General features: G+C 42.9%; 26 protein-coding genes and 1 tRNA gene. 12 read left to right on the top strand and 15 right to left on the bottom strand.

What is annotated here, in order from left to right; all coding sequences use genetic code 11:
* Positions 1 to 257: 257 nt before the first annotated feature.
* The 4 genes from BLP85_RS09745 to BLP85_RS09730 form a co-directional block, all read right to left on the bottom strand.
* Entirely contained in the window at positions 258 to 1,877 is a 1,620-nt protein-coding gene (locus BLP85_RS09745; protein WP_092819905.1) for an oleate hydratase, read from the bottom strand.
* 558 nt (positions 1,878 to 2,435) lie between these two features.
* On the bottom strand, positions 2,436 to 3,368 hold the full coding sequence (locus tag BLP85_RS09740; protein ID WP_092819904.1) for an IS5 family transposase: 933 nt from the start codon (positions 3,366 to 3,368) through the stop codon (positions 2,436 to 2,438).
* A 158-nt stretch (positions 3,369 to 3,526) separates the two neighbouring features.
* The gene (locus tag BLP85_RS09735; protein WP_092819903.1) at positions 3,527 to 4,507 is read right to left on the bottom strand and encodes a methyltransferase; all 981 of its coding nucleotides are present in this window, start codon (positions 4,505 to 4,507) and stop codon (positions 3,527 to 3,529) included.
* A 328-nt stretch (positions 4,508 to 4,835) separates the two neighbouring features.
* Entirely contained in the window at positions 4,836 to 5,534 is a 699-nt protein-coding gene (locus BLP85_RS09730) for a pirin family protein (protein ID WP_092819902.1), read from the bottom strand.
* A 72-nt stretch (positions 5,535 to 5,606) separates the two neighbouring features.
* Here BLP85_RS09730 and BLP85_RS14960 point away from each other — a divergent pair, with 72 nt between their 5' ends.
* Positions 5,607 to 5,744, top strand: a complete 138-nt coding sequence (locus BLP85_RS14960; protein WP_171259694.1) for a hypothetical protein — start codon at positions 5,607 to 5,609, stop codon at positions 5,742 to 5,744.
* On the opposite strand, the gene BLP85_RS09725 is transcribed toward BLP85_RS14960, so the two are convergent.
* Complete coding sequence (locus BLP85_RS09725) at positions 5,728 to 6,966, bottom strand: L,D-transpeptidase family protein (RefSeq protein WP_092819901.1); 1,239 nt, start codon at positions 6,964 to 6,966, stop codon at positions 5,728 to 5,730. The genes BLP85_RS14960 and BLP85_RS09725 overlap by 17 nt on opposite strands.
* A 203-nt stretch (positions 6,967 to 7,169) precedes the next feature.
* On the opposite strand from BLP85_RS09725, the gene hemE reads away from it, so the two are divergent.
* The 5 genes from hemE (at position 7,170) to BLP85_RS09700 (ending at position 13,195) form a co-directional block, all read left to right on the top strand.
* Entirely contained in the window at positions 7,170 to 8,240 is a 1,071-nt protein-coding gene (gene hemE / locus BLP85_RS09720) for a uroporphyrinogen decarboxylase (protein WP_092819900.1), read from the top strand.
* Between the two features lie 39 nt (positions 8,241 to 8,279).
* The gene (locus tag BLP85_RS09715; RefSeq protein ID WP_171259700.1) at positions 8,280 to 9,080 is read left to right on the top strand and encodes a DUF817 family protein; all 801 of its coding nucleotides are present in this window, start codon (positions 8,280 to 8,282) and stop codon (positions 9,078 to 9,080) included.
* Between the two features lie 145 nt (positions 9,081 to 9,225).
* Positions 9,226 to 9,696, top strand: a complete 471-nt coding sequence (locus tag BLP85_RS09710) for a DUF3015 family protein (RefSeq protein ID WP_092819898.1) — start codon at positions 9,226 to 9,228, stop codon at positions 9,694 to 9,696.
* A gap of 85 nt (positions 9,697 to 9,781) precedes the next feature.
* Positions 9,782 to 11,683 (top strand): Lnb N-terminal periplasmic domain-containing protein, encoded by a 1,902-nt coding sequence (locus BLP85_RS09705; protein WP_092819897.1) that lies wholly within the window; start codon positions 9,782 to 9,784, stop codon positions 11,681 to 11,683.
* A 135-nt stretch (positions 11,684 to 11,818) separates the two neighbouring features.
* On the top strand, positions 11,819 to 13,195 hold the full coding sequence (locus BLP85_RS09700) for a diguanylate cyclase (RefSeq protein ID WP_092819896.1): 1,377 nt from the start codon (positions 11,819 to 11,821) through the stop codon (positions 13,193 to 13,195).
* An 88-nt stretch (positions 13,196 to 13,283) separates the two neighbouring features.
* Here BLP85_RS09700 and BLP85_RS09695 read toward each other — a convergent pair whose 3' ends face one another.
* The 6 genes from BLP85_RS09695 to BLP85_RS09670 form a co-directional block, all read right to left on the bottom strand.
* Positions 13,284 to 13,643 carry a cupin domain-containing protein gene (locus tag BLP85_RS09695; protein ID WP_092819895.1) on the bottom strand — a complete coding sequence of 120 codons (360 nt, stop codon included), beginning with the start codon at positions 13,641 to 13,643 and terminating at the stop codon, positions 13,284 to 13,286.
* A gap of 108 nt (positions 13,644 to 13,751) precedes the next feature.
* The gene (gene folE, locus BLP85_RS09690; protein WP_171259699.1) at positions 13,752 to 14,300 is read right to left on the bottom strand and encodes a GTP cyclohydrolase I FolE; all 549 of its coding nucleotides are present in this window, start codon (positions 14,298 to 14,300) and stop codon (positions 13,752 to 13,754) included.
* A 94-nt stretch (positions 14,301 to 14,394) separates the two neighbouring features.
* Positions 14,395 to 15,084 (bottom strand): Smr/MutS family protein, encoded by a 690-nt coding sequence (locus BLP85_RS09685; protein ID WP_092819893.1) that lies wholly within the window; start codon positions 15,082 to 15,084, stop codon positions 14,395 to 14,397.
* Between the two features lie 12 nt (positions 15,085 to 15,096).
* Positions 15,097 to 15,906, bottom strand: a complete 810-nt coding sequence (gene trpC / locus BLP85_RS09680) for an indole-3-glycerol phosphate synthase TrpC (RefSeq protein WP_092819892.1) — start codon at positions 15,904 to 15,906, stop codon at positions 15,097 to 15,099.
* Positions 15,907 to 15,924: 18 nt separating this feature from the next.
* The gene (trpD, locus tag BLP85_RS09675) at positions 15,925 to 16,971 is read right to left on the bottom strand and encodes an anthranilate phosphoribosyltransferase (RefSeq protein ID WP_092819891.1); all 1,047 of its coding nucleotides are present in this window, start codon (positions 16,969 to 16,971) and stop codon (positions 15,925 to 15,927) included.
* A 17-nt stretch (positions 16,972 to 16,988) separates the two neighbouring features.
* Entirely contained in the window at positions 16,989 to 17,573 is a 585-nt protein-coding gene (locus BLP85_RS09670; RefSeq protein WP_092819890.1) for an anthranilate synthase component II, read from the bottom strand.
* 966 nt (positions 17,574 to 18,539) lie between these two features.
* Between BLP85_RS09670 and glnA the strand changes: the two genes are divergently transcribed.
* The 4 genes from glnA to ubiA all read left to right on the top strand — a co-directional run bounded on the left by glnA (position 18,540) and on the right by ubiA (position 21,824).
* On the top strand, positions 18,540 to 19,955 hold the full coding sequence (glnA, locus tag BLP85_RS09665; protein WP_171259693.1) for a type I glutamate--ammonia ligase: 1,416 nt from the start codon (positions 18,540 to 18,542) through the stop codon (positions 19,953 to 19,955).
* 90 nt (positions 19,956 to 20,045) lie between these two features.
* Positions 20,046 to 20,324 carry a hypothetical protein gene (locus BLP85_RS09660; RefSeq protein WP_092819888.1) on the top strand — a complete coding sequence of 93 codons (279 nt, stop codon included), beginning with the start codon at positions 20,046 to 20,048 and terminating at the stop codon, positions 20,322 to 20,324.
* A gap of 103 nt (positions 20,325 to 20,427) precedes the next feature.
* Positions 20,428 to 20,928 carry a chorismate--pyruvate lyase family protein gene (locus BLP85_RS09655; RefSeq protein WP_092819887.1) on the top strand — a complete coding sequence of 167 codons (501 nt, stop codon included), beginning with the start codon at positions 20,428 to 20,430 and terminating at the stop codon, positions 20,926 to 20,928.
* A 17-nt stretch (positions 20,929 to 20,945) separates the two neighbouring features.
* The gene (gene ubiA, locus BLP85_RS09650) at positions 20,946 to 21,824 is read left to right on the top strand and encodes a 4-hydroxybenzoate octaprenyltransferase (RefSeq protein ID WP_092819886.1); all 879 of its coding nucleotides are present in this window, start codon (positions 20,946 to 20,948) and stop codon (positions 21,822 to 21,824) included.
* Between the two features lie 81 nt (positions 21,825 to 21,905).
* Here the strand turns inward: ubiA and BLP85_RS09645 are convergent, their stop codons facing one another.
* Positions 21,906 to 22,790 carry a LysR family transcriptional regulator gene (locus tag BLP85_RS09645; protein WP_092819885.1) on the bottom strand — a complete coding sequence of 295 codons (885 nt, stop codon included), beginning with the start codon at positions 22,788 to 22,790 and terminating at the stop codon, positions 21,906 to 21,908.
* A gap of 188 nt (positions 22,791 to 22,978) precedes the next feature.
* Between BLP85_RS09645 and BLP85_RS09640 the strand changes: the two genes are divergently transcribed.
* Both BLP85_RS09640 and BLP85_RS09635 read left to right on the top strand, forming a co-directional pair.
* A complete protein-coding gene (locus tag BLP85_RS09640) occupies positions 22,979 to 24,721 on the top strand; it encodes an FAD-dependent monooxygenase (RefSeq protein ID WP_092819993.1) in 1,743 nt (580 codons plus the stop codon).
* Positions 24,722 to 24,869: 148 nt separating this feature from the next.
* Positions 24,870 to 25,112 carry a hypothetical protein gene (locus tag BLP85_RS09635; RefSeq protein WP_092819884.1) on the top strand — a complete coding sequence of 81 codons (243 nt, stop codon included), beginning with the start codon at positions 24,870 to 24,872 and terminating at the stop codon, positions 25,110 to 25,112.
* Positions 25,113 to 25,176: 64 nt separating this feature from the next.
* Here BLP85_RS09635 and BLP85_RS09630 read toward each other — a convergent pair whose 3' ends face one another.
* The 3 genes from BLP85_RS09630 to BLP85_RS09620 form a co-directional block, all read right to left on the bottom strand.
* Complete coding sequence (locus BLP85_RS09630; protein WP_092819992.1) at positions 25,177 to 25,623, bottom strand: DUF2726 domain-containing protein; 447 nt, start codon at positions 25,621 to 25,623, stop codon at positions 25,177 to 25,179.
* A gap of 54 nt (positions 25,624 to 25,677) precedes the next feature.
* Positions 25,678 to 25,753: transfer RNA gene (locus BLP85_RS09625), tRNA-Asn, on the bottom strand.
* Positions 25,754 to 25,856: 103 nt separating this feature from the next.
* Positions 25,857 to 26,108 carry a hypothetical protein gene (locus BLP85_RS09620; RefSeq protein ID WP_228143284.1) on the bottom strand — a complete coding sequence of 84 codons (252 nt, stop codon included), beginning with the start codon at positions 26,106 to 26,108 and terminating at the stop codon, positions 25,857 to 25,859.
* Between the last annotated feature and the right edge of the window lie 8 nt (positions 26,109 to 26,116).

Raw genomic sequence — 26,116 nt, 5'->3', positions numbered from 1 at the left:
CCTGTTTATGTGATTTAAAATTAGGTACGTACACCGCCTCAACTTTTTAATAAAGTATAAAAGGTGTTTGTGTAGGCAATACCCTTACTTTTGATAAGCCAAAAGAAAGCAAAAGCCTTTGTTACCCATACATAACATCCCTATTATGATGGATAACGTGTGGCATCCCTGCCACACTCGTGTATCCAAACGTTGCTTAAATTAAACTATGTAATAGTGGCGACATAAAGGTGCTCTTATCGCTATATATTAAAAACTTAGTGGAACACTGTTTCTAAAGCTTTTAAACCCACTTTGGGATCAAGTAGACCGTTGTAAATTTCAGGGATTTCACGTTCCACCCCAAAAAATTCATAAATGGCAAGCATCGCCCCACGAACTGAATATTCCACAGTAAAGACCACGTCATCTTCAATTTCCACAAACTGTCCAAGGAAAGCAAAGTTTTGTGAGCCTTGTGGAATTACCTGTGGACGATCCCCCGGTTTACGGCAGGCGAATAGGGCAGAGGCGTATGGCATCATGGCGGTAGTAACATCCGTCGTTGCCAAAACATGATCTAAAATGTCGTCAAAACCGAGCTGTTTAATCAGTTCTGTTAGGATTTCTTGCCCCGTGGCTTCGGACATTGGTTTTTTGATGTAATCGCCTATATGGTCAATTTGGAAACCGTAGCCCCATAAGGTATATAAACCTTCAGGTAAGTCGGCAAAGTGTGGCTGTGCAGGAACCACGATGGATAAATGCCAACCCGACTCATACCAAGTCATGAGTGCGCCTGTGCCTGGTTCATTGCCTGTATAGTCAATAATACGTTTAAGTAGCACGTCATCTTTCATGGTCAGAGTGAAAGACTCCCACTTATGTTCATCGACATTGCCATAAAAAGTCATTGGACGGCCAAAGTCTGGGGCTTTTTGTGCCAGCGTTTCCCAAAGCGTCCAGCCATGATCTTCTCGATGACGAATAAGGGCAGGCACGTCATGATTACCGCCATAACGTGAGTCTGCTGTAATAGAGCCTAAAGTGAAAATAGCTAAATCATTGGCTTTCAGATTAATTTGCTCTGAGCCTTCAGGCAATTGTACATATAGGCGTGAAGCGTAGCGTTCTTGAGTTTCAGCATTGGTAATGAAGTCTGCATCTGTGACATAGTGTCCAAAACGCACATCGACGCCTTGTGCGACTAACCAACGCTGTAGGGGCAGAATCATCGAGTCATATTGGTTGTACTTGGTACGTTTCACACCCGCTAAGGTATGAATGCGTGGCAATTCTTGAATAAAACGCAAGAAATAGCGTCTTAACTCTGCTGCACTGTGCCATTTTTGAAAAGCGAAAGTCGTGCGCCACATGCGCCAGAAATTGGTTTCAAAAAAGGTTTCATCAAAAAACTCATCAATGCGGCGACTGCCAATTTTTTCTTCTTTTGAAGCTAATAGGCGCAGCATCTGTGCACGATGTAGCGTATTCAGACCAAGCTTTGCTGCATCCGCAATGACATGTTCGGCATCAATCAACCGTGCATTGGCGTGGGTTTGCACTTTTTCATTAAACTCACGACATTCTTCACGCACCGAAATGTCTGGATTTTCCAAAGATGGAATACTGGAAAATAAGTCCCATAGGCACAAATAAGTTTCATCGGTCAGCATTCGCCCACCACGTGTTACCCAAGCTTGCGCGGCATGCGGTGTATGTCCACCATCCATCGAACCACCTGAAATATCGAGTTCTTCTAAAATATGGATATTTTTGGCAGGGACTTTGGCATCACGGATTGCAAATGCAGCAGCAGCCATACCTGCGATACCACCACCAATAATCCAAAGATGGGACTGTTGCGCGTCTAATGGGGTGCGCTTCTTATTTTGCATGGTTCACCTTTAATTATGATGTTAAAAATTATGAAGTAAAAAAATTGGTTTAGAAAAACCTTAAAAATAGTATGTCTTTTTATATATGAAAAATGTATGAAATGGGAAGCAATTTACTCATTATATTTTGTAATCAAAAAAATGTAAGTAATGGTTATTTTTAATACACATTTGTATTTTTATTAAAATAAAATATGATTTAAGTAATTGATTTTATTATTTTATAGAATAATAACTCTATTTTGATCATATTTGTTTGTGTCTGGAAGAATGTGTTTGAAACTAGGCTTTCTATTGATCATTAAAAGATATAATTGAATAATGTATAGCCTATACATTGAAATATAAACGTGAAAATTAATTGATAAAGTGAATATTGTAACAACCTTGTTTAGCGTAAAATCGTTACTGATCAGATATTTTTAAACCACAAAGTGCAAAAGATATAAATGATAAGCTTCTAAGTCCAGTTTTAGGAAAAAACTATGAAATTGGAATTAAAGGGCTTTGTTGCACAAAGATTTAAAAATTAAACCTAGCCGCCTATTCTATTCAAATTTAAGTTACAACGTGGGTGTGGGGTCGGCCTAATTCCGTAAATTTATTCAGAACTGCAATTCTCGCATGTATCTCATTTACCTGACTTGAAAAATGCTTTGCTGATAATTTATCTCCTAATAATTTAATACAGTGCATTTTAGTCTCAACCAAACTTCGACGATGATACCCCGACCAGTTTTTCCATATTGTCCTACCTAAACGCTTAATTGTTCGAAGCAATTCATTTCTCTCAAGTGAATGAAACTTTTTATCTTTCCAAGGCTTTGCATTTTTTCTGGGTGGAATCACTGCATGTGCTTGTCGACCTACAATTATTTGTCGGCAGTATTTTGTGTCATAAGCTCCATCTGCATAAACAGAATCAATCTTCTCCTCTCGTAGAATTTGATTAATTAAATCATCAAGTACCTGTGAATCACTGACATTATTTGTAGTGAGCTGAACCGCCCGTATTTGCAGGGTTTTAGCATCAATACCTATGTGAAGCTTACGCCATTGACGACGATATTCAGGCTGATGTTTCTTACGTTTCCATTCACCTTCACCTAAAAATTTCAGGCCAGTGGAATCGATGAGTAGATGCAGTCCATCACTGCTTTTCTGATAGCTAATCGCAATATTAATATGCTTTTGTCTTCTACAGAGGGTGGAATAATCTGGTGCGGTCCAATCGAAACCACAGAGTTTAATAAGGCTCTGAACAAATCCTGTGACCATGCGTAAAGAGAGTCGAAATAGTGATTTGATCATGAGACAACATTGAATAGCTGCATCGGAATAAGTTTGATTTCGACCTTGTTTACCCTGTGGGTGTTCATACCACTGAGTACTAGGATCAAACCAAATTGAGATATTTCCTCTATTTACTAAAGCACGATTATAAGAGGGCCAATTCGTTGTACGATAAATTTTAGGTGCTGACTTATTCATTTCAGAATTATATTGTGGAATAAGACCTTATCGGTAGGTTTGTGCAACAAAGCCGTTGAGCACTAACAATGAAGTTATTTCAAGATGGTTAATGATTCTCACAGCTAGCTTGACTCATTTATATCTGTTAATTGTTCCTATATTCGAAAAGTAATTTCCTATTTAAGCTCAACTGTATTTTTTAATTTCACCAAAGCCAAAGCAATTCTTTCTATATGTTGATAAGCGGGTTGCTCCAATTCTTCGCCAAAAACATCGGGATCAATTTCTTCATAACACCAGTTCATATTGGAATAAGCAGTCATAAGCTGCTTTAAGTGTTCTAAAAATCGATTGCCATCTGCTCTTATAGCAACCCCGGTATATAAAAATAAACAGCCTTGGGGATTTAGTCGTTGAATGCCTTCTTTTACAATATTGAAGGCGAGTTCATTACCATCGAGTTGATCACCACCATGTCGATATTGGCGCTGATCTGCATCCATTAAATAAGGGGGATTGGCAAAAATAAAATCGAATTGGCCATCTAAATGGGCAAATAAATTACTGCAAACCGGATAAATATTCTCTAAACCTGCAAAACCTGCATTGATTTGACTATACAACAACGCTTTCGGATTAAGATCCGAGACGATTATTTCACTAAAGTCTGGATAATGTTTGGCCATGCTAATGGCAGCGACCGAAGTACCACAGCACAATTCCACAGCACGTTTAAATGAGTGAGGACGAGCTGCCAAATATTGTTTGAGATGATACTCAAAGCGGTAAGTGTCGGGACCAAAAAATACAGAATCCTGCTGAACGGTCGGGAAACTGGAATGAATGAATAATTCACGATCGAGCGAAGCAACACGTACATCACTCAGCCATTGATGATCCTGAAAATGGATAAGCTGATTGTCTTTCAGAATTTCGAAAAGCACCGGCTCGAGATAAGTTTCGGCAAATGCCAAATTCCAGCCGAATATGTCCCGAAGCGTAATTGCAGTGTTTTTTTCCTGTCTTTTCCGGCTCAGAATACGTTGATGGGAAAGTGGGGTAATGGCGGTAAACTGGTAGTCTCGCTGTTTTAAAAAATCTAATAAAAAAAGCAAAGCCTGCTGTTGAGCTGTATCGACATTCAAAATCTGGTTCATATGGATTTTCTCTTCTGATTATTAAAAACCAATTTCAAGGTTTTTTGATCCTGTTTAAGCTTTTGAGATAGGATGGTCAGACGAGTCCTGACTGACTGAAGTGACTTTTTATCGGGTAATTGCATAAAAAAGATAAGCTTAATAATCGCCTAAAAAGCAGTGGATTTGGGTAAAAAAGTGCTGCTGATTGGTTGGATTTGTATTTTCTATAAATTAGAACGAGAGGGTATAATTACTGGTTTAAATTAAATAAATGATTGATTTTAATTGAATATATCGAGATGACTATTTAGCAATAATCATCTCGGACCGGGATTGATCGATAGCTTTAACCTTGCAATTCAGGCAAATCAAACCAGATGACTTGTGCATCTTGCAACGCTTCAATCTGACTTGCCTCTATAAAGGCAATAGCACCCCCAGCTTCTACAGTATGCTCTGCAATTTTGACTGCACCTGAAATCACATGCACATAATTGATATGTTGAGTCGCTTCAATAGGCAAACTTTGACCTTGCTGAATCACCGCAGTTTTTACTTCGGCTTGCTGACGAATATGCATTGGTGCATTTTCGTTGGGGCCAACAATCAAATGCCATTGATTCGGCTGTTCACGCGGATCACATTTGATTTGTTGATAGTTTGGTTCTGCATTGCGTTCATTTGGAATAATCCAGATCTGCAATAAATGAACAGGCTCATCACCCTGGTTAATTTCACTGTGCTGAACCCCTGTTCCGGCGCTCATCAGCTGCCATTCACCGGCAGAAATTCCACCTTCATTTCCCATGCTGTCTTTATGAGAAATCGTTCCCTCAAGCACACAGGTCAAAATTTCCATATTGTCATGAGGATGGGTACCAAAACCGTTATGCGCTGCAATCAGGTCATCATTAATCACGCGCAGGGCACTCACACCCATGAGTTTTGGGTTGTACCAGCTGCCAAACGAGAAGCTGTGTTTAGATTCAAGCCAGCCCATTTTGACATGACCACGGTTGTCACTTGGATGTAAAAAAGCATTCATCATGATGCTCCTATCATTATTTTTAAACATGGGCTTATTTTAATGGTTTGAAAATGACATAGAAATTATAAAATGGCAACAAATCATTCTATTTTTGAAACGATGCTTGTTGAAGATGGCTTTACTGTTCAGGCAGCAGGTTATAAAAAAGCCCGCAATGGATGCAGGCTTTTCTTGATGCAGCGTACAGGAATTATTCCAGGAATTTAACCGTTACACCTGATTTGACTTTCTTGCCCAAGTCATTGGCATCCCAGTTGGTCAAGCGGATACAACCATGCGATGCGGTTTTGGAAATGGCTGACGGGTTTGGCGTACCGTGAATACCAAAGGATTTTTTGCTTAAACCAATCCAGATATTTCCTACAGGGCCATTCGGACCAGGCGGTAAAGAAAGTGGTTTAGTATTTTTACCTTGAATAAAGTTACTTGGTGAATAGCTGTACCATGGATTTGGCGCTACACCGGTAATTTTATAGGTACCTGTAGGAGATGGGGTATCTGAACTACCAATCGTGGCAGGGAATGATCCAATCATCTGGTTGCGGCTATTAAACAAGTACAGTTGTTTTGCACCTTTATGCGCAACGATTAGATGAATATCTTCCGGAACTTCATTGCGGATATTGGCCACAATGATTTTTTCACCAGCCTTTTTGAAAGTGGCTTTAGGATTCAACTTTTTCAAAAAGTCTTCATCCATATGGAATTTTTCACCCAGCATTTCCGTTACGCGTGTGTAATACAGGCCTTTCATTTTGGCTTGCAAGGCATAATCGTGCGGAATGGTTTGTGCATAAGGACCTTTCAGGTCAGCATCGGTAATCGTATATTCAATAAATGCAGGTTTGGAACCTTGGCGAGCTATCAAAGCATCCCAGGTTTCCTGAGTTAAAATACCGGTTGGTTTAATGCCGTTAATTTGCTGGAATGAGGCAATGGCTTTAAGGGTATTTTTACCGCTTGCACCATCAATCGCACCCGGAGAAGCATGGGCATTGTTCAGCATCACATGTGCACGTGCATAAACAGGAAATTGACCCTTGCCAATATTGTCATACCATTCAGCGTTATTTAAACCTTCCAGGGTCCAGGACGCTTTCGCAGCAGCAGAAGTGGTACCGCTTGGCGTGCTCAGTGTTTTTGTTGTCGGTGCAGCGCCAATCGCAGCATTCTCATCTTCCGTATTTTGAAGATCTTGCAGGGTTTCTGAAGCCTTGTTCAGGTCATTTTGTTCTTGTGGTGTAATCTGCGTATTCGCAGTGCTGGCCGCACCAGATGCTGCATCGGTTGCAAGTGGATCAATCGGATCTTGAACTGCAATATTGGTAATCTTTTTAGGATTTAATGGTTGTTCAGCAGTAGATGCGGCAAATGCTGTACCTGCAAAAATGCAACTTAAACTCATGGCGAGTAATGTGCGAACGTACATGTAATTCAACCTTAAGAATTATTCATTAACTATGTGACAAAACTACGCAAGTATTGCAGAAAAAATGAGGAGATGCAGTATTTGTTTTGTGTAAAAATTATTTTACATTTAACGTGATCGATTTTTAGCTGTAAGAGAAGTTACTAAATTTTCGACCTTTTTGTTATGATGGTTCGAAGATTAAAAATGAGATGGGAAAGTAAATGACGACGCTAAAAAACGATCGTTTTCTGCGGGCCTTATTGCGTGAGCCGGTAGATACCACACCAGTTTGGATGATGCGTCAAGCAGGACGTTATTTGCCTGAATATCGTGAAACACGTGCCAAAGCAGGCGATTTCCTTTCCCTGTGCAAAAACAACGATTTTGCCTGTGAAGTGACCTTACAACCTTTGCGTCGTTATGATTTGGACGCAGCCATTCTGTTTTCAGACATTTTAACCGTGCCCGATGCTTTGGGGCTGGGGCTATATTTTGAAGCCGGGGAAGGTCCAAAGTTTCATAAAACCATCCGCACGGAGCAAGATGTTGCCAGTTTGCCCAATTTTAATGCCAAATCCGACCTTGATTATGTGATGAATGCTGTAAGCACCATTCGTTCGGCATTGGGTGGACAAGTGCCATTAATCGGTTTTTCAGGGAGTCCGTGGACACTGGCTACGTATATGGTGGAAGGCGGTTCAAGCAAGGATTTCCGTTACACCAAACAGATGATGTATGCCCAGCCGGAAGTGTTGCACGCTTTGCTGGACCGCTTGGCGATTGCTGTGATTGATTATTTAAATGCGCAAATTGATGCCGGGGCGCAGGCGGTACAGATTTTTGACAGCTGGGGTGGTGCGCTGGCACATCGTGAATATATCGAATTTTCACTGAATTACATGCAAAAAATTGTTGCCGGTTTAAAACGTGAAAAAGACGGGCGTAAAGTTCCGGTTATTTTATTCACCAAAGGCGGCGGCCAGTGGCTTGAGCCTATGGTGGCCACTGGTGCAGACGCGTTTGGACTGGACTGGACCACGCCTTTGAATGTCGCCCGCCAAACCGTGAATGGTCGTGCTGCATTACAGGGTAACCTCGATCCGGCCACCTTATATGGCACGCCAGCATCGATTGAAAAAGCCACCAAAGCCATGCTGGATGATGCTTATGCGCATGGCGAGAAAACCGGTTATGTGGCCAACCTGGGCCATGGTATTACCCAGTGGGTTGATCCTGCGAATCCTAAAGTGTTTATTGATACGGTGCATGAATATAGCGCCAAATATTTATAAATAGATGTGAGTTCACTCAGTTTTTAGGATTCAACCTTGATCAGTTTTTTTAAATCATGTTTTGAGTTCTCATTTAAGGCAGCTTCGGCTGCCTTATTTGGGATATTGCTGCTGATTGCTTTTGCACTTAGTGCATCTATGGGGAGCCAGGAGTTTTACGGCTTTTTCCGGTATGATTACTTATTGTTCTATGCCTTAATCATTCAGGCCTGTTTGCTGTATTTAAAACTGGAATCCTGGGCCGAAGCCAAGGTTATTGCCTTGTTCCATATTTTGGCCATGGGCATGGAAATTTTTCTGACCCATCCGCAAATCGCATCCTGGCAATATCCACAGCCGGCGGTGTTTAAAATACTGACGGTTCCTTTATTTGCAGGCTTTATGTATTCGGCGGTAGGCAGTTTTTTTGCACGTTCACTCAGGTTGTATCAGGTGTCATTTGAGAAATTGCCGGGTTTTAGCAACATGCTGGCTTTGGCGGTGCTGTCCTATATCAACTTCATGAGCAAGTTTTTTGTTCCCGATATCCGCCTGTTGCTTTTCGCCTGGAGTGTGATCATTTTCTGGAAAACCAAAATTCGCTTCCAGTTACAGCAACATCAGATTCAGTTACCGATGTTAGCCGTATTGATTGTATTGGCGTTTATTATCTGGATTGCGGAAAATATCAGTACCTTTAATAAAATCTGGCTCTATCCCAGTCAGGTCGAGACTTGGCATATGGTCGGTTGGGGCAAGATGGGTTCCTGGTATTTGCTGCTGCTTTTGAGTCTGGTTTTGGTGCTAAAAATACTGGGTAATCGCAGCAAAGATGGGGTATGGACTTTAAAAACCAAATAATTTCAATGGCTTGTATGTTGAAGAATAACTTTAGTAGAAATTGCTTTGCGTTATCAGAAAGTTGCAGCTATCTTACAGAGGTGTAATAAAATTTACACAACTGTGAAGAATTAGAACGCTTGAATAATAAATTTGGAGAATAACCATGTTGAAAAAATTAGCTTTAGCTGCAGTGGTTGCACTTGGTTCTACCGCGGCATTTGCAGATCGAGATGCAGGTTGTGGTATCGGTTCTCAAGTCTGGGCAGGTCAATCCGGTAAGGTGCCTAAAATTCTTGCTGCAACGACCAATGGCCTTTTCGCCAACCAATTATTCGGTATTACTTTTGGTACGCTGGGGTGTAGCGGTACAGGTACGGTGACGGCTCAAGCGGTGACTTTTACCAATGAAAATGCTGAATCTTTAGCACGTGACATGGCGGTAGGTGAGGGGGAAAGCCTAAATGTACTGGCTGAACTTTTAAACATTAAAGCGCAAGACAAAGCCCGTTTCTTTGCGGTTTCTAAACAGAATTTTGCTCAAATTTATTCTGCAGAAAATCACGATTCACTTCAGGTACTTGCTTCTTTACAAGCAGTGATGGCTAAAGATGAAGTGCTGAAAGCCTACGTATAATTGAATGTCCCAAAACCCTGTCAGTTTGACGGGGTTTTTCTTATTTTACCTTTCTTCTTGAATAAAAGATAAATACTCAATTTGCATGAAATCACTTGCGTTCGTTTTTGCTTTAACCTCTTCCACCATTGCCTATTCAGCAACGACTGTTCAAACTGCTCAGGCTTATATCGCTCAGCCCCACATAGAACGTGCAGATCAACAACAACTAGACCAGGACATCACTTGGCAAAGACTGATGTATGCCGATAAAAAAGGACAAAGTGAAGTCAGCTATGCAGGTTATTTTTTATCAAACGGCGGGAAGGCAGATTTAAAGCAGGAATTACATGCTAATATCCAGGCCTTGTTTCAACCCGCAGCGCCGAATCAATCAGTACGTTGCCGTTTTCCAGCACGCAGTCAGTGGTTAATGCAGCAACTCAATCTTTCAGCACAACAATTACCAGAAGTCACTTGTCCGGAACTGGACGGCTGGATTGGACAGATCAAGCCCTATAAAGCCACCCTCATCTATGCCACCGACTTTATGGGCAATCCCAGTTCCATGTTTGGACATACCTTGTTGCGTCTGGACCCTAAAGATCAAAAACAGCTCAATTTAGTGTCCTATGCCGTGAATTATGCGGCAACAGTCACCAATGGCGAAGGCTGGGCTTTTGCATGGAATGGCCTGACCGGGCAGTATCCGGGTGAATATTCCTTAATGCCTTATTACCGCAAGGTAAAAGAATATGGCGATCTGGAAAGCCGTGATTTGTGGGAATATGAACTCAGCTTGACCCCCGATGAAACCCGGTTTTTAGTGCAGCATATCTGGGAAATGAAACATGTCAGTTTCCCTTATTACTTTGTGGGTGATAACTGTGCCTATCGCTTATTGGGTTTAATTGACCTGGTTCGTCCACAGCTGAATTTAAAACAACAGTTTAAAGTTGCAGCCATTCCGGTGGAAACCATTAAGGCCATAGAGCGGCAAGGTTTGGTGAAAGAGACAGTTTACCGGCCCGCTTTGGAAACCCAGCTCTTAGCGCAAGCCAGACAGCATGGTAAAAAGCTGGCTCAAGTGGCGCATCAAGTCGCTTTTACTGCAACAGTAGAGATGTCTAAGCACATAGAATCTTATAACGACTTCGATAAAGCCAAGATTTTAGAAATGGCCTATGACGATTTATATCTGCAATTGATTGGACGTAAAGTTGAACCAGGTTTTGCCCAGCCACGCTTGCGCCAGCTATTGAGTATGCGTAGTGAAATAGATCTGGAAAAACAGCGCCAGCAACCGCAACGCCCTAAAGTAGACCCCACTCAAGCGCATGATGCCCGTCATTTTTCGGTCAATCTGGGTGAGGTGCAGGGTAAGAAGTTCGTCGAGCTGGGACATCGTCAGGCTTATCATGACCTGATTGATCCGCAAGGGGGCTTTAGGACCGGAACACAGTTGCTTTTTTGGCAGGGCTCAATCCAGTATCGTGATGATAAGTTGAAACTGGAGCACTTTGATTTTCTGAATGTGAATTCCTATAACCCGATAACGCCATTTAAAACGCCACTCAGCTGGGGTTTTAACCTGGGCTGGAAGCAGGAAGCGCTAGCTCAAAATGGCCGATTCAGTGAGCATGAGCAGCATGGCCTTGCCCATTTACAGGTTCAGATGGGCTATAGCTATGCAGACCCGGAGCGTGAGCATGTGTGCTATATGCAGCTGCAAAACCATATACAGGCTGGCAAGGCGTTAGAGCAGGGCTGGCGTGTCGGGATGGGACCTACCATAGGCTGCCAGAATATCTGGTCAGATAAAATCAATAGCTTAATACAAGTTGAATTACCTTATTGGCAAGATTCGAAGCAATGGCAGCTTAAACTGGATAGCCACCTGCAATATGTCCTGAATCATCAAAATGCGATTCGTTTCAGTTGGCAATACCAGCAACAAGACCATACGGACTGGATGAAAACCAGTCTGGGATATGTACGGTTTTTTTAGTAGCTTATAAGAAATTTATTTTTTCTCACTATTTATGAAAAACATCGAATAGTTCACAACGTTATTTTGTAAAAATTTGTTATATTATTCACCTAAAAATCTCCCTCATATTCTCAAGGTGCTGGAATCAATAGTATGAATACTGAAAGCATTGCCACGCTTGCTGCACAATGGAAGTCGGTTTGTCAGAGCTTTTCAACAACTGATTTAAATGACACCTTTCAATTTATCCAAGCGCATTCCCAAACACTGGTCTATGAGTTTTATAAAAATATCATGCAGGAAAAGGAAGCCTCCTATTTCTTATCCGATGATATGGTGCAAAACCGTTTAAAAACCACGTTGAATCAATGGTTAATCGATTGTTTTAATGTGCCGCTACAGCAGAACTTTATCGAGATTGTCGAAAAGCAGCTGATGGTCGGCAAAGTGCATGCGCGTATCGGTATTCCATCCTGGCTGATTATGCGGGGCATCGGTGAAATTGAAAAGAAAGTCTTTTTGCTTCAGGCCGAGCAGGTACAAGAAAACAGTCTGCTGATTGCAGCGTATATTGTACAGATACTGGGTTTTGCTTCGGAAATTATGTGCCGCTCCTATGAAGTCAATCTAGAAAAAAATAATGATATAAAACATACCTATCGTTTATTTTCAGCCATGCAGGATGTAGCCTCGCAAAAGGACAAGCAGCGCAGTTCGTTATTGGACTGGGAAAATGATCTGATGTTTAAGGTATTTTCGAATGAGCCGAAATTTACGCATCCCTTGCTGTCCAAATCTGAATTTGGTTTATGGTTTATCCATAAAGCCGCTTATGCCTTTACCGGGTCTGAGCAGGTTTCGGTCATTATTGACCGTATTCACCAGAGTGATCTGCTGAGCCAGCAAGTTTTGAATGCAGCTGCAAGAGAGCAGGCCATTCAGCTCATCCAGCATATTCGTGAAAACAACAGGGAGATTCAGCATCTGGTCGATCAGCTGTTTCAGGTGGCTGACTATATCGACTCGGGCAGTGATTCCCTCACTCAACTGCTCAATCGGCGCTATTTGCATACCATTGTTTCGCGGGAGATTAATTTTTCCCGTAAAAATAATACGCCTTTGTCTTTGCTGGCCATAGATGCCGATTACTTTAAACGGATTAATGACAAATTCGGCCATGCAGCCGGTGATTCGGCTTTAAAGTTTATTGGTGAAGTGCTGCTCGATTCCATTAAGGGCAGTGATTATGCCTTCCGCGTGGGTGGAGAAGAGTTTTTATTGCTGCTGGTGGATAGTGATCTGGTTCGGGCACAAGAGATTGCAGAAAAGGTCCGTAGCCGGATTCAGGAAACCACCATTCGTACCAGTATGGGCATCAGTTTTAATTTTACCGTCAGTATTGGCTGTGCACTGTATGATGGTCATCCTGACTATCAGCGTTTCTTGGATGCGGCAGATGCAGCGCTTTATGCGGCAAAAAACAATGGCCGAAACTGCATTCAGGTCACCAAGCAGGCAGCTAAGGCTTAATCTGGAAAAATCAAATCGATGAATAAAAAACTCCTTTAAGTTTGGGGAGTTTTTTGGAAATTTCAGGCGGATGTCTATTCTGTGAAAATCAGGCTTCGACAATCACGTAGTATTTTTTCACGGCTTCAACCACTTCGAAGCTTCCCGCAAAGCCTGGCGGAATAATCCCGGCATTTCCGGCGCTCACTTCAATATAAGTTCCAGCCGCTTGGTCGTGGATACGAACCACCCCTTCAATCACTTGAAAGAATTCCTGTTTGTTGTCGGCAAACTGAATGTTCCAGCAGCCCACTTCACAGTGCCAGATGCCACAGTCCATATTGGGATGTTCATACAGGCTATACGTTTCACGTTGAGGATTACCTTGCACCAAACGGTCAGGGCGGGGGTAATCAATTGATTTTTCAGCCTGCGTTAAACCTTGTCCGGCTAACCAAAGTTGCGACATGAGCGATCCTTAAATGTATATACTTCAATCAGGTGCGTTAAAGTCTTATAGACTCTAAGCTGACATAAAAAAGTCTCAACAGATCTTGAGGCTTTTTTTAGCATGAAATTAATAGCTTTCAGGTACAGCCGCTAGAAATTCACGACGTTCCTCTTTATTGGTTTTAAAATCGCCCACAAAAGACACGGTACGGGTGGTGGATTCCTGTTTGCCTACACCGCGCATCATCATGCACATATGTGCAGAGTCAATCATTACCGCAACACCGCGTGCTTTGGTCACTTCAGCCACTGCTTCTGCAATTTGCTGGGTCAGGTTTTCCTGGATTTGCAAACGGCGCGCAAACATTTCAGTAATACGGGCAAATTTGGATAAACCCAATACCTGGCCTTCAGGTAGATAGGCAATATGCACACGGCCATAGAACGGCAGTAAATGATGTTCGCAGAGTGAGTAGAATTCGATATTTTTGACTAGGACCATTTCACGGTTGTCAGAAGGGAAGACTGCACTATTGGTCACTTCTTCCAGAGTTTTGCTATATCCAGACGTTAAATACGAAAAAGCTTTAGCAGCACGCATTGGCGTATCTTTTAGACCAGGACGATTAAGATCTTCACCAACGGCAGTTAAAATGTTGGCATAGGATTGCTGCATAGACATAAGACGTGTTCACTTACACTGATATTGAACAAGGACGGCATTGTAGCAGAAAACCGCTACAATGCCCTGTTTTAGTGAAAAATTCCGATTACTGTTTGAATTTTGGGTTCTTTTCGCTTCGTTTGAGCAGAACCAAAACCGCACCTGTGCCGCCTTGCTTTTCAGGCGCACTGACAAAGGCCAAAACATCACGGTGCTGGCGCAGCCAACCGTTGACATAGGTTTTTAAAATCGCTTCCGGACCTTTGCCGTGCACAATCTTAATCACGTTCTGATTTTCATCTTTGGCCATTTGAATAATTTGCAGTACCGCAACACGTGCTTCTTCTACAGTACAGCCATGCAAGTCAACCGCCTCAAACCAGCGCAGGTTGCCTGCTTTTAAATCTTCAAAGACTTTGTGTTGCAACGTTGCAATGCGATAGCTTAATGTGGCCTGGCTGGCCACGGGATTCAGCATGGCTTGGGTATCGGACAGTTCGGTCGCATCGGTTTGCATAGGGCCGGTCGCAGCTGCACGTTTCGCTAAGGTTTGTGCATCCGGTTTTTTCTTTGAGGCTTTTTCAAGTTTGGCAATGTTGCTGGTGTCCATTTTCTTGACACCTTGCATTTGCTTTTGAAAAAGTGCGAAGTCATCTTCCTGCTCTTGTTCAGCAGCCTTTTGCACAGGCGCAGGCTGCTTCGCAATATTCGAGGAATGCGGATGAGTGATTTGCTTTTTAAAAGATTTCAGTAAATTGTACTGATCTTTCGAAAGCGAAGAATCATGTTTACTCATAATCTCTAATATTCATTCAATCGTTACAGGCTGACCAAACAATGCAGTAAAGGCATGATCTGGACGAGGCTGTTTCATAAAACTTTCACCCACAAGGAAGGCATGAATATCATGTTCTTGCATCATGTGGACATCATCTGGTGTGGCAATGCCGCTTTCAGTCACCAATAAGCGTGAAGGCTCAAGCAATTTCTTTAAACGCAATGATGTGTTCAAGTCGACATCAAAAGTTTTTAAATTGCGGTTATTCACGCCCAGCAAACAACGTTCTGAAAGTCGTAAAGCACGTTCCAGCTCATCTTCATCATGCACTTCAACCAGTACATCCAGATTGTGCTCGAATGCAGTTTTAGACATTTCTTCCAGTTGCTGGTCAGACAGGCACGCCACAATTAAAAGAATACAGTCTGCATGCAGGGCACGGGCTTCAATCACGCCATACGGGTCAATCAGGAAGTCCTTGCGTAATGCCGGCAGGGCACAGTGCGAACGGGCAATCCGAATATTTTCGTCCGCACCCTGGAAAAAGTCCACATCTGTCAGTACAGACAGGCAAGCAGCACCTGCCTGTTCATACTGCTGGGCAATCTCGGCAGGATTGAAATTTTCACGAATCACGCCTTTCGATGGAGAGGCTTTCTTGATTTCAGCGATCACACCCGGGCGTTTACTTTGTAAAGATTGTGCAAAACCACGCACAGGTGTTGCCGCCTGAGCCAGTTCTTCTACATCTTTATAGCTGTGTTGCTTAAGACGAGCAGCAAATTCTTGCTGTTTGCGATCCACAATTTTACCTAAAATTGTATTTGCGATATCTACCATGATCTTTGTCCTACTGTCTTAAGCTTCGTATTCTTTTAACGTTTTTGTGTATTCAGACAAAATGCCCATCTTTTCTAAAGCTTGCCCGCCATAAATAATGTCATGTGCCAATGCGACACCTTGTTTATAGCTATTGGTCAAACCTGAAACGTAGATGCCTGCACCGGCGTTCAGTGCCACCATATTGGCCGCTTTTTCACCCAGGGCAGATTTTTTCTTGCCTAAAGCGTCTTTAATCAAAGTCAGGCTTTCAGCTGCGCTATCTACAGAAAGGCCAGTCAATGTTTGCGATTCAATATCGACGGCTTCGGGTTGAATTTCCCATTCGGTAATTTCACCGTCTTTCAGTTCAGCCACATAAGTGGAAGAGGCCAGGCTGATTTCATCCAGACCATCTTTAGAATGCACTACCATCACATGTTCTGCCCCTAGCTGTTTGAGTACTTCAGCCATGGGACGGCAAAGTTCAGTCGAGAATACGCCAATTACAAAACGTTTCACTCCGGCCGGATTGGTCAGCGGACCAAGCAGGTTGAAAATACTACGGAAGCCGAGTTCTTTACGTGGACCAGCAGCGTATTTCATGGCTTTGTGATGATTGGGTGCAAACAGGAAACCGACCCCCATTTCACGGATACAGCGTTCAGTTTGCTGCATATTCAGGTCAAGGTTGATGCCTGCCTGTTCAAGCAGGTCAGAAGAACCGGACTTAGATGACACACCGCGGCCGCCATGTTTGGCAATGGTTGCACCTGCCGCTGCAATGACAAAACTTGATGCAGTAGACACGTTAAACAGGTTTTGGCCGTCGCCACCCGTACCTACAATATCAACCAGGTGAGGTAAGTCACTGACATCAATTTTGATGGCAAACTCACGCATGACACGAGCAGCGGCAGTAATTTCATCAATACTTTCGCCTTTTAAGCGCAGTCCCATCATCAAGGCACCAATCTGTGCATCGGTTGCTTCACCTTGCATGATGGTACGCATCACTTCTTCCATTTGCGGTTGAGTGAGTTCGATATTTTTAGTGATGTTATTTAAAGCTTGTTGAATATTCATAGTCTTTGTAGCACTCGTTATACGTAAATTTCTAAAAAGTTTTTGAAGATTTGGTGACCGTGTTCACTCAGAATGGATTCCGGATGGAACTGCACGCCTTCGACAGGCAATGTCTTGTGTTTCACGCCCATGATTTCTTCCATGGAGCCATCTTCTTCATTGGTCCAGCAGGTGACTTCCAGACATTCCGGCAAGGTTGCCTGATCAATTACCAGGGAATGATAGCGCGTTGCCGAAAATGGAGAAGGCAGATTGCTGAAAATTCCTTTGTTACTGTGATACATGTCCGATAAGCGGCCATGCATGACTTTTTTGGCGCGGATTACATCTCCACCAAAGGCTTGGCCAATACTTTGATGTCCCAAACACACGCCTAGTAAAGGAATTTTGCCGGCAAAGTGCTGGATTGCAGGAATGGAAATGCCTGCTTCGCTTGGTGAACACGGGCCGGGACCAATGACGAGATATTTCGGTTGCCATCGCTCGATATCTTCCAATGTCACGGCATCATTACGGACTACTTTTACTTCCTGATTTAACTCGCCAAAATACTGCACGATGTTATAGGTAAAAGAGTCATAGTTGTCGATCATTAAAAGCATGAGCTAACCTATTGAAATTTGCGCACGTATATGTGCTCGAATAGTCCAAGAATACTCGCATGATTCAGATTTTCACTGCTTGGTCCAACCTGAACCAAAGGCAGCAAAATGGCTAAAAAATGGAGTGTGAATAATCATAGCAAAAAATAAACATTTTCGGCTGAACTATTTCCATGATAATGATTTTATAGAAATCACTATATGAGAATAATCTGATTTATTTGCATTTTATGGTGGAGAAAATTCATTCAAGACAAGCTTAATCATGGAAGGCTACTGTGAAAATAGGCTACAGATGAAAGATCACTTTCAACACTTCATATTTAGGATTTAATTTATTTTGGTAATAAACCATCTAAAAGTAAGTGAAAGCTACTTAAATTTTACCTCATTGAAGTTTGGCTTCATAAAAAACCATAAATCACTTAAAATCAGATTTAGGGGTTGTCACCAAAATGGCGCAGAGTATTTCATGCTGTCGATAGTCTGAAATATCTGCAGTTTAAAAGTTGGAAAATAAAAAACATATGAATAATAATGAGATATGTTTGATTTTGAGTTTAAGTGGTTTTCGGCTTCAATGCGACAATATCAAAAATATTCCATAATGAAATCATTAACATGACAGAAAACAAATTATTAAGAATTTATTTTAAGCGGGACTGATGGATATTCAGGCAAACCGCAGCCAGAACAGGAGCTTTTTAAGCTAGAGACAGTAAGCATGCACCAATTTGATACATTAAAAGCCACTTTTCAAGTAAATGTGATTATGAGTGTTTGAATATGGTGCATTTAGATTTACACACAGTATAATAGCAACAAAGCAAAAGGCTCAAATCTTCTATTCTGATAAAGAATTCAGTATTTTAGCTTTGCTTTTTTAAAGTTGGTACGAGAATTGCTTTATAGAAACCAACTACTAACACGCACTTAGCAGGTGCAACAAAAAATCATCGGAGCAAAATGAGCATGGCGAACAAGGTCCTTCAACTCATCCAAGAAAGTGGCGCAAAATGGGTCGATTTTCGCTTTACTGATACTAAGGGTAAAGAGCAGCACGTAACTTACCCTGCAGATACAATCGACGAAGATACTTTTGAAGACGGTAAAATGTTTGACGGTTCTTCAATTGCTGGTTGGAAAGGCATTGAAGCTTCTGACATGATCTTGCGTCCAGACGCTGAAACATGTTTCCTTGACCCGTTCTTCGCTGAAGCTACAGTTGTGGTAACTTGTGACGTAATCGAGCCATCTACTGGTCAAGGTTATGAACGTGACCCACGCTCAATTGCTCGCCGTGCAGAAGAATACCTGAAATCAACTGGTATTGGTGATACAGCATTCTTTGGTCCAGAACCAGAATTCTTCGTATTTGACGAAGTAAAATGGGACATCGACATGTCTGGCGCGCGCCACACATTGATCGCTGAAGAAGCTGCTTGGTCAACAGGTAAAGATTACGAAGCAGGTAACTCAGGTCACCGTCCACGTGTTAAAGGCGGTTACTTCCCAGTTCCTCCTGTAGATTCTTCACAAGATATGCGTGCTGATATGTGTGCACGTATTGAAGACATCATGGGTCCAGGTCGTGTAGAAGTACATCACCACGAAGTTGCATCTTGCCAGTTAGAAATTGGTGTGAGCTTCAACACGATGGTTCGTAAAGCTGACGAAGTACAACAGTTCAAATATGCGGTTTGGAACGTTGCTCACCAATACGCTAAAACTGCGACTTTCATGCCTAAACCAATGGTAGGTGATAACGGTTCTGGTATGCACGTTCACATGTCAATCTCTAAAGATGGCAAGAACCTGTTTGCTGGTGATGAATATGCAGGCCTTTCTGAAATGGCATTGTACTTCATCGGTGGTATCATCAAGCACGCTCGTTCATTGAATGCGATCACTAACCCGTCTACTAACTCGTACAAGCGTTTAGTACCACATTTCGAAGCACCGATCATGCTTGCTTACTCAGCACGCAACCGTTCAGCTTCTATCCGTATTCCTTACGTATCTAGCCCTAAAGGCAAGCGTATTGAAGCACGTTTCCCAGATCCAATGATGAACCCGTACTTAGGTTTCGCGGCATTGTTGATGGCTGGTCTTGACGGTATTCAAAACAAGATTCATCCAGGTGAAGCTGCAGACAAGAACCTGTACGATCTTCCTCCTGAAGAAGAAGCTAAAATCCCTACAGTGGCTCACAGCCTGGATATGGCGCTTGAAGCTCTTGCAGCGGATCACGATTACCTGCTTAAAGGTGGCGTGTTCACTAAAGAAATGCTGGATGCCTATATCGAACTTAAAACTGAAGAAGTACGTCGTCTGAACACGACTACTCACCCAGTTGAATTCGACATGTACTACAGCCTGTAATTCATATTCGAATTTAGGTTCAAGAAAAACCCGCGCTTGTCGCGGGTTTTTTGTATGATGGGGGTTGAGATTAACAAGAGTCCTCCATTTATGGCAAAGCCACGTAAAAAACAGACCAGCTTTTATCCTTGGATTGATCCGCTTGATCATGACAAGGGATTTAAAATGAATTTCTCGACTGTGGAATATCTGGAAGTAGGCCGTACTGTGGAGGGTTATAAGCAGGCTGAGTTTGTCGGTCTTAAAAATCCTGAATTGGCTCTGGATTATACTTATCCTGAAAGCTTTTATTTAAGTGCCGAAGGCATGATTTTAATTAAGACTCCGCAGGGAAAATTTGAAGTCATTGCCAAAACAGACAACTGTTAAACCAAAATTTCATTTTAAATTAAATGATAACAAGTAAACTCAAGTCTTCTGAAGATCATTTAAACTGTGTATAAATTTTCATATTTTTAAGAGCTTTATGGTTATGCGTGAACTGCGTGCATACGCAAATCAAAATTCAATTGTTTTACCTGCATTAAAGCCCTGGTTATATGCTTCAGGTTCACTGACACAACAATTAACCGATTTGGCGGGTGGGGTATTCAAGGTCCAGCCCATTCAAGAGCATTATCAACGTTTAAGCCGGGTGGATAGCCGCTGGATGAACATGCCGCATCAGCATACCTCCTGGGTACGTGAAAGCTATTTATATGGTTGTGATGCAGAGCCGTGGGTCAAAGCGAAAAGCATTTTTCCAATCCTAAGCTTGCAGCGTCGGGCACGCCTTTTTAAGCATATTGGTAAAAAACCGATCGGATGGTTTTTATTTCAACGCACAAACCCTATATGTCAGCGTCGTGTCATTCTGCTGGAAGATGGCTGGACACGGCAAAGTTGCTATACTTGGCATGGTTGTAAATTTATTGTGCAGGAAACTTTTTTACCTGCATTTGAGCAATTTATTCAACAAAAAATTAAACAGTAATCTGGTTAAGGATTGTCATGGCAACTGCGCATCAAATTACCTGGCGTGAACGCCTGGAAGCTTATTATTATCTCTGTCGTTTTGATAAGCCGATTGGTACGGAACTGGTGTTTTGGCCCACCATGTGGGCGTTATGGATTGCCAATCAGGGTATGCCATCCATCAGCATTTTGATTCCCATGATTTTGGGTACCATTTTTATGCGGGCGGCAGGTTGTGCCATTAATGATTTTGCTGACCGTAAAGTCGATGCCCATGTGGAACGGACCAAAACCCGTCCACTGGCGACCGGAATAATCAGTGCTCAAGAAGCGATATATGTATTTTTGGCTCTGGTTGCTGCCAGTGCCTGCATGCTGTTTTTCTTGCCGATAGAAACCTTTTACTGGTCATTTGGGGCATTATTCCTGGCGTTTATTTATCCGTTTATGAAACGCTATACCCACTTGCCACAGGTATTTTTGGGAGCGGCATTTTCCTGGTCCATTCCAATGGCCTATACGGCGGTGGGGCAGACACCGGATTTAACCTGCTGGCTTTTGTACTTTGGTAATCTGGCCTGGACCGTGGCTTATGATACCCAATATGCCATTACCGACCGTGAATATGATTTAAAGATCGGGGTAAAATCCACAGCGATTTTATTTGGCAAATATGACATTGAAATTATTTCTTTATTGCAAGTCCTCAGCCTTGTATTGATTGGCAGTGCCCTATATCTGGAAAGTCTGTTAATGCCATTTGGTTTAATCGCATTGCTATGCGTTGCTGCAGATTTTATCTATCAATGGAGCAAAACCCATGACCGTGATCCGCAGCGCTGTTTTTGGGCATTCCGTCATAACCGCTGGGTAGGCCTCATGATTTTTGCCGGAATTTTTCTCACTTTGCTTTAGTGATTATTTGAAGTAAAAATCGTCATAAAAAAGTATCCGTATGGATACTTTTTTATTATGGGTTAAATGTAGGCTGCGACATCAGCTCAACTGAGTTTGTATCTTTAGTTCTTGGGTAATAAACTGCAGTGCGGCATTTTTTGAATTTTTTCTAAAACTGGCATACAGCTGCAAGGTTGGAAGTTCAAAATCGGTCGCAATCACTTGCACATGATCGCTGAGAAATTTCAGCAGATATTCCGGAACGAAAGTAAAGCCCAATCCCATATTAATCATATTGATATGTTGCAGGACATTGGTCACCCAGTGCATCTGATGATGCGGTAGATGTTTAAGCTGCAATTGTTGATTGATTTTTTCATAAAATACCGGCGAAGCACTTTGCTCACACATGATGATGTTCTGTTTTCTCAGGTACTCACGGTTAATCTGATGTTTGGAGGGATGGAGTTTCTCTGCCGCCACGACATAAATTTTTTCAGTCAGTAAGCACAGGTTTTCATAATCATCATGCTGCACGGCGTAACGGGTAAAGGTCAGGTCGAGCTCAGCATTCTTTAGGCGCTGAATCTGTTCAAGGCAGGTCAGGCTTTGTACATGAATGTGCAGATCTGGAATTTGCTGCTTGAGTTTGTCCAGAATTAACGGCATGACCTTCAGTTCTGCCACATTTAAAAAGCCGATATAAATCTGGTTGTTTTTATTGTAGGCGACCTGACGTGCAGCGGCGATAGCGAGCTGGGCATTTTCCAGCGCATGCTGTGCATAAGGTAAAAAGGCTTCCCCTTCATCGGTCAGACGGATTTTTTTAGCAGAGCGGTCAAACAGTAACACGCCAACTTCTTCTTCCAAGTCTTTAATCTGCTGGCTTAATGAAGGCTGTGCAGTAAACATTTTTTCGGCCGCCTTGGTGAAACTGCCTTGCTGGACCACGCTGACAAAATATCTTAAATGACGCAATTCCATAACTCACCATACCTATAAACCAGATTGCGCAGCCTGATCCTGTACTGATGCTGCACGTCAGATTATGAAATGTGGCAGACCTAAAAACTATGCAACCATAGTTTAAGCCTATGGGTGTTCTGTCAAATCAGGATGTTGCATACACTGAGGTCAGACAGCTGAAGGGTGGCATTGGAAAGGAGCAGGTGATGTCTGAGCAATTTGATACGGATGTGCTGGTGGTGGGAACAGGTCCTGCGGGATCAACCTTGGGACTGGCACTGGCCAATTATGGTATTAAAGTCCAGCTTTTTACCCAGTTTAGCTGGCTAGCCAACAGTCCACGTGCACATATTACCAATCAGCGGGCCATGGAAGTGTTGCGCGATCTGGGCGTAGAAGAACAGGTCAAGCAGATTGCCACGCCTTGGGAGCAGATGGGGGAAAGCCTGATTACCACCAGCCTGGTTGGGGAAGAAATTGCCCGTCTGAGCGCCTGGGGTACCGGTGATGAACGGCATGGCGATTATATCAAGGGTAGTCCCTGCCCATTGGTAGATCTGATCCAGCCGAAAATGGAAGCATTGTTAGCAAAAAATGCTGCTGAACGCGGTGCGATTTATAACTTTAATACCGAATATCTATCTCATACGCAGGATGAACACGGTGTGACGGCAACTTTTTTAAACCGGATTACCAATAGCGAGTTTAGCTTGCGTGCCAAATATCTGGTGGGTATGGATGGCGCACGTTCTAAAATTGTCGAGCAGTTAAATCTGCCGCTGGAAGGTGTCATGGCACGTGCCGGTACCGTGTATGTGACCTTCAAGGCAGATTTAAGCCAATACGTGCAGCATCGCCCGGCCATCCTGCAATGGATTGTTAATCCCGAAGCCAGTTTTGGTGACCTGGGCATGGGTCTGTTGCGCGCCATTACCCCATGGAATGAGTGGATCATGGGCTGGGGATTTGACATTTCCAAAGGTGAGCCACAAGTGACCGAGGAACAGGTTCGTGCCCGCCTGAATGCTTTTGTCGGAGCTGAAGTTGCAGAAGTAGACATCCAAAAACTGTCGTATTGGTATGTGAATCAGACCTGGGCGACAGAGTATTCCAAAGGTCATGTGTTCTGCGGCGGCGATGCCGTACACCGTCATCCACCATTCAGCGGTTTAGGCTCGAATACCTGCATGCAGGATGCCTTTAACCTCGGCTGGAAACTGGCCTATGCGGTGAAAGGCTGGAGCAAAGAAAGCTTGCTGGATTCTTATACGCGTGAGCGTGCACCTGTGGGCAAACAGATAGTTGCCCGTGCCAATCAGTCCCGTTTTGACTATAAGCATCTGAAAGGCGTCTTTGGTTTTGATGAGGGGGTCACGACACAGGCGGCGATGTTGCAGCGAATTTTCGCTGAAGATGATGCGGGTGCCGAGATTCGTCAAAAACTATTCCAGGCGCTCGAGATCAAGCATTTCGAATTTAATGCCCAAGGGGTGGAGCTGAATCAGCGTTATGATTCAAATGCTGTGATTGCCGAGGCGACAGCGGAAACCTTTATGCAGGATCCGCAGCTTTATTTGCAGGCAACGACACGTCCGGGAGCAAAAGTGCCGCATACCTGGCTGATTGATGCCAAAGGACAGAAGCAATCAACGCTGGATATCGTAGGACATGGCCGTTTTACCTTATTGACCGGACTGTCCGGTACAGGCTGGAAAAACGCGGTACATGCCCTGGATCTGCCTTATCTAGACATAATTCAGATTGGTTCCCGAGAATACCGCGATGTTTACGGAACCTGGAACCAGAAATCTGAAATCCATGAAGCGGGTGCTGTACTGGTACGTCCGGATGGTTATGTGGCTTGGCGGATGCAGGACAAGCCTGAATCAGGCTTTGATTATCTAAAAACCTTGCGAGAAGTATTAGAGAACATTCAGCTTGCTGTCTGACTTTGATGGGTTTTGACGAAAAAAAGCCGGTTTCGACCGGCTTTTTGAGGTGAGTTTACAAAGTAGGCGAATGATCTGTTGAGACAGCACAGGGTTTTGTTATAGTGGGCAGGAAAATTTAGTGTATATAGATTGACAGGTATTGATTATGTCGCAGTCAGGCGCGAAACCAAATCCCAAGAAGATGATTATTCTGATGAGCCTGGGTTTGCTTATCCCGATTTTTCTGGTCTCTATGGCTTATCTGGCAGTCAGTAGCGACGAGAAAAACCAGCAAAAATACAAGCAGCAGCAGGCTGAAATGCTGGAGCGGATCAAAGCTCGTGAAGCAGCTGAGCAGGCTGCTTCTAGCGCTACCGTAGAGCCGTCTGAACAGCAAGCTAGCAAATAATTGAACGATTTATATTGAATCAGGCCACCGTAGCATGCGGTGGCTTTTTTATGCCGAAATGGAATTAATTTAAAATGTCTTTTTTTAAGTTATGGACACTTGGAATATCGATATAGCGATAGACCTGATAGCCTGCTTCGTTCAGCATGGCATCACGCTCGGCATCTTCCTGTTCCTTGCCTAGATGGCTGGGATCGTCCAGTTCAATAATCGCGACCACTTCGAGCTTTTGATTGAGTAAAACGAAGTCGGTGACTTTACGGTTGAACTTGTTGCGTATCTTAAAGTTGTCATTGGTGATTAATGCGCTAAAAGCAACCTGAGCCAAAATATGATGCTGCGGAAAAGCTTCTTTCAGCCGGATAAACATCTTGCTTTCAAAAGGCGTGATCACGCGTTTAGGAAAAAACTTCTGCCGTGGTTTGAACAGTTGCTGAAAAATAATGGTCAGCAAGGCGAGCGTGGCAATGCAACCAATAAGGAAAAAAGTGGCTTGGTTTGAATTGAACACAATAAAATCTTGATATAAGAAAAAACCCACTCTGTTGAGTGGGTTTTTAGAATTTGGCTCTCCAACCTGGGCTCGAACCAGGGACCTGCGGATTAACAGTCCGTCGCTCTACCGACTGAGCTATTGGAGAATCTGGTACGCATTCTATGTATCTCAGCTTAAAGGGTCAAGTGCTGAGGGTTAAAAAAGCCATGAAAATGAATTGAATGTCTTAAAAATAAGCTTTTTACCGATTATTTAAGTGCTTTTATCTGGTCTATATAATTTTCTTTACTTTGTAAAGGGTGTGCTTTACGGCATTCATTGATCAATTCCATCAGCTCGGCTTGGGTGAGCTCGGGCTTAAGCTGTTGCTGAATATGTTTTAAAACCTCCGGGTTCTTTTGCGATAAATTACGGGTGCAATGAAACAGGCGTTCATACATGAGCGCGGAAGCCTGCTTTTTATTTTCAGAATTTTGACTGCATTGAAACACCGCGAACATGACAACAA

Origin of the sequence: Acinetobacter kookii (genome assembly GCF_900096895.1) — a bacterium.
Classification (GTDB): domain Bacteria; phylum Pseudomonadota; class Gammaproteobacteria; order Pseudomonadales; family Moraxellaceae; genus Acinetobacter; species Acinetobacter kookii.
The sequence above is the reverse complement of the archived record's forward strand: the minus strand, read 5'-3'. Positions and strand labels throughout refer to the sequence as shown.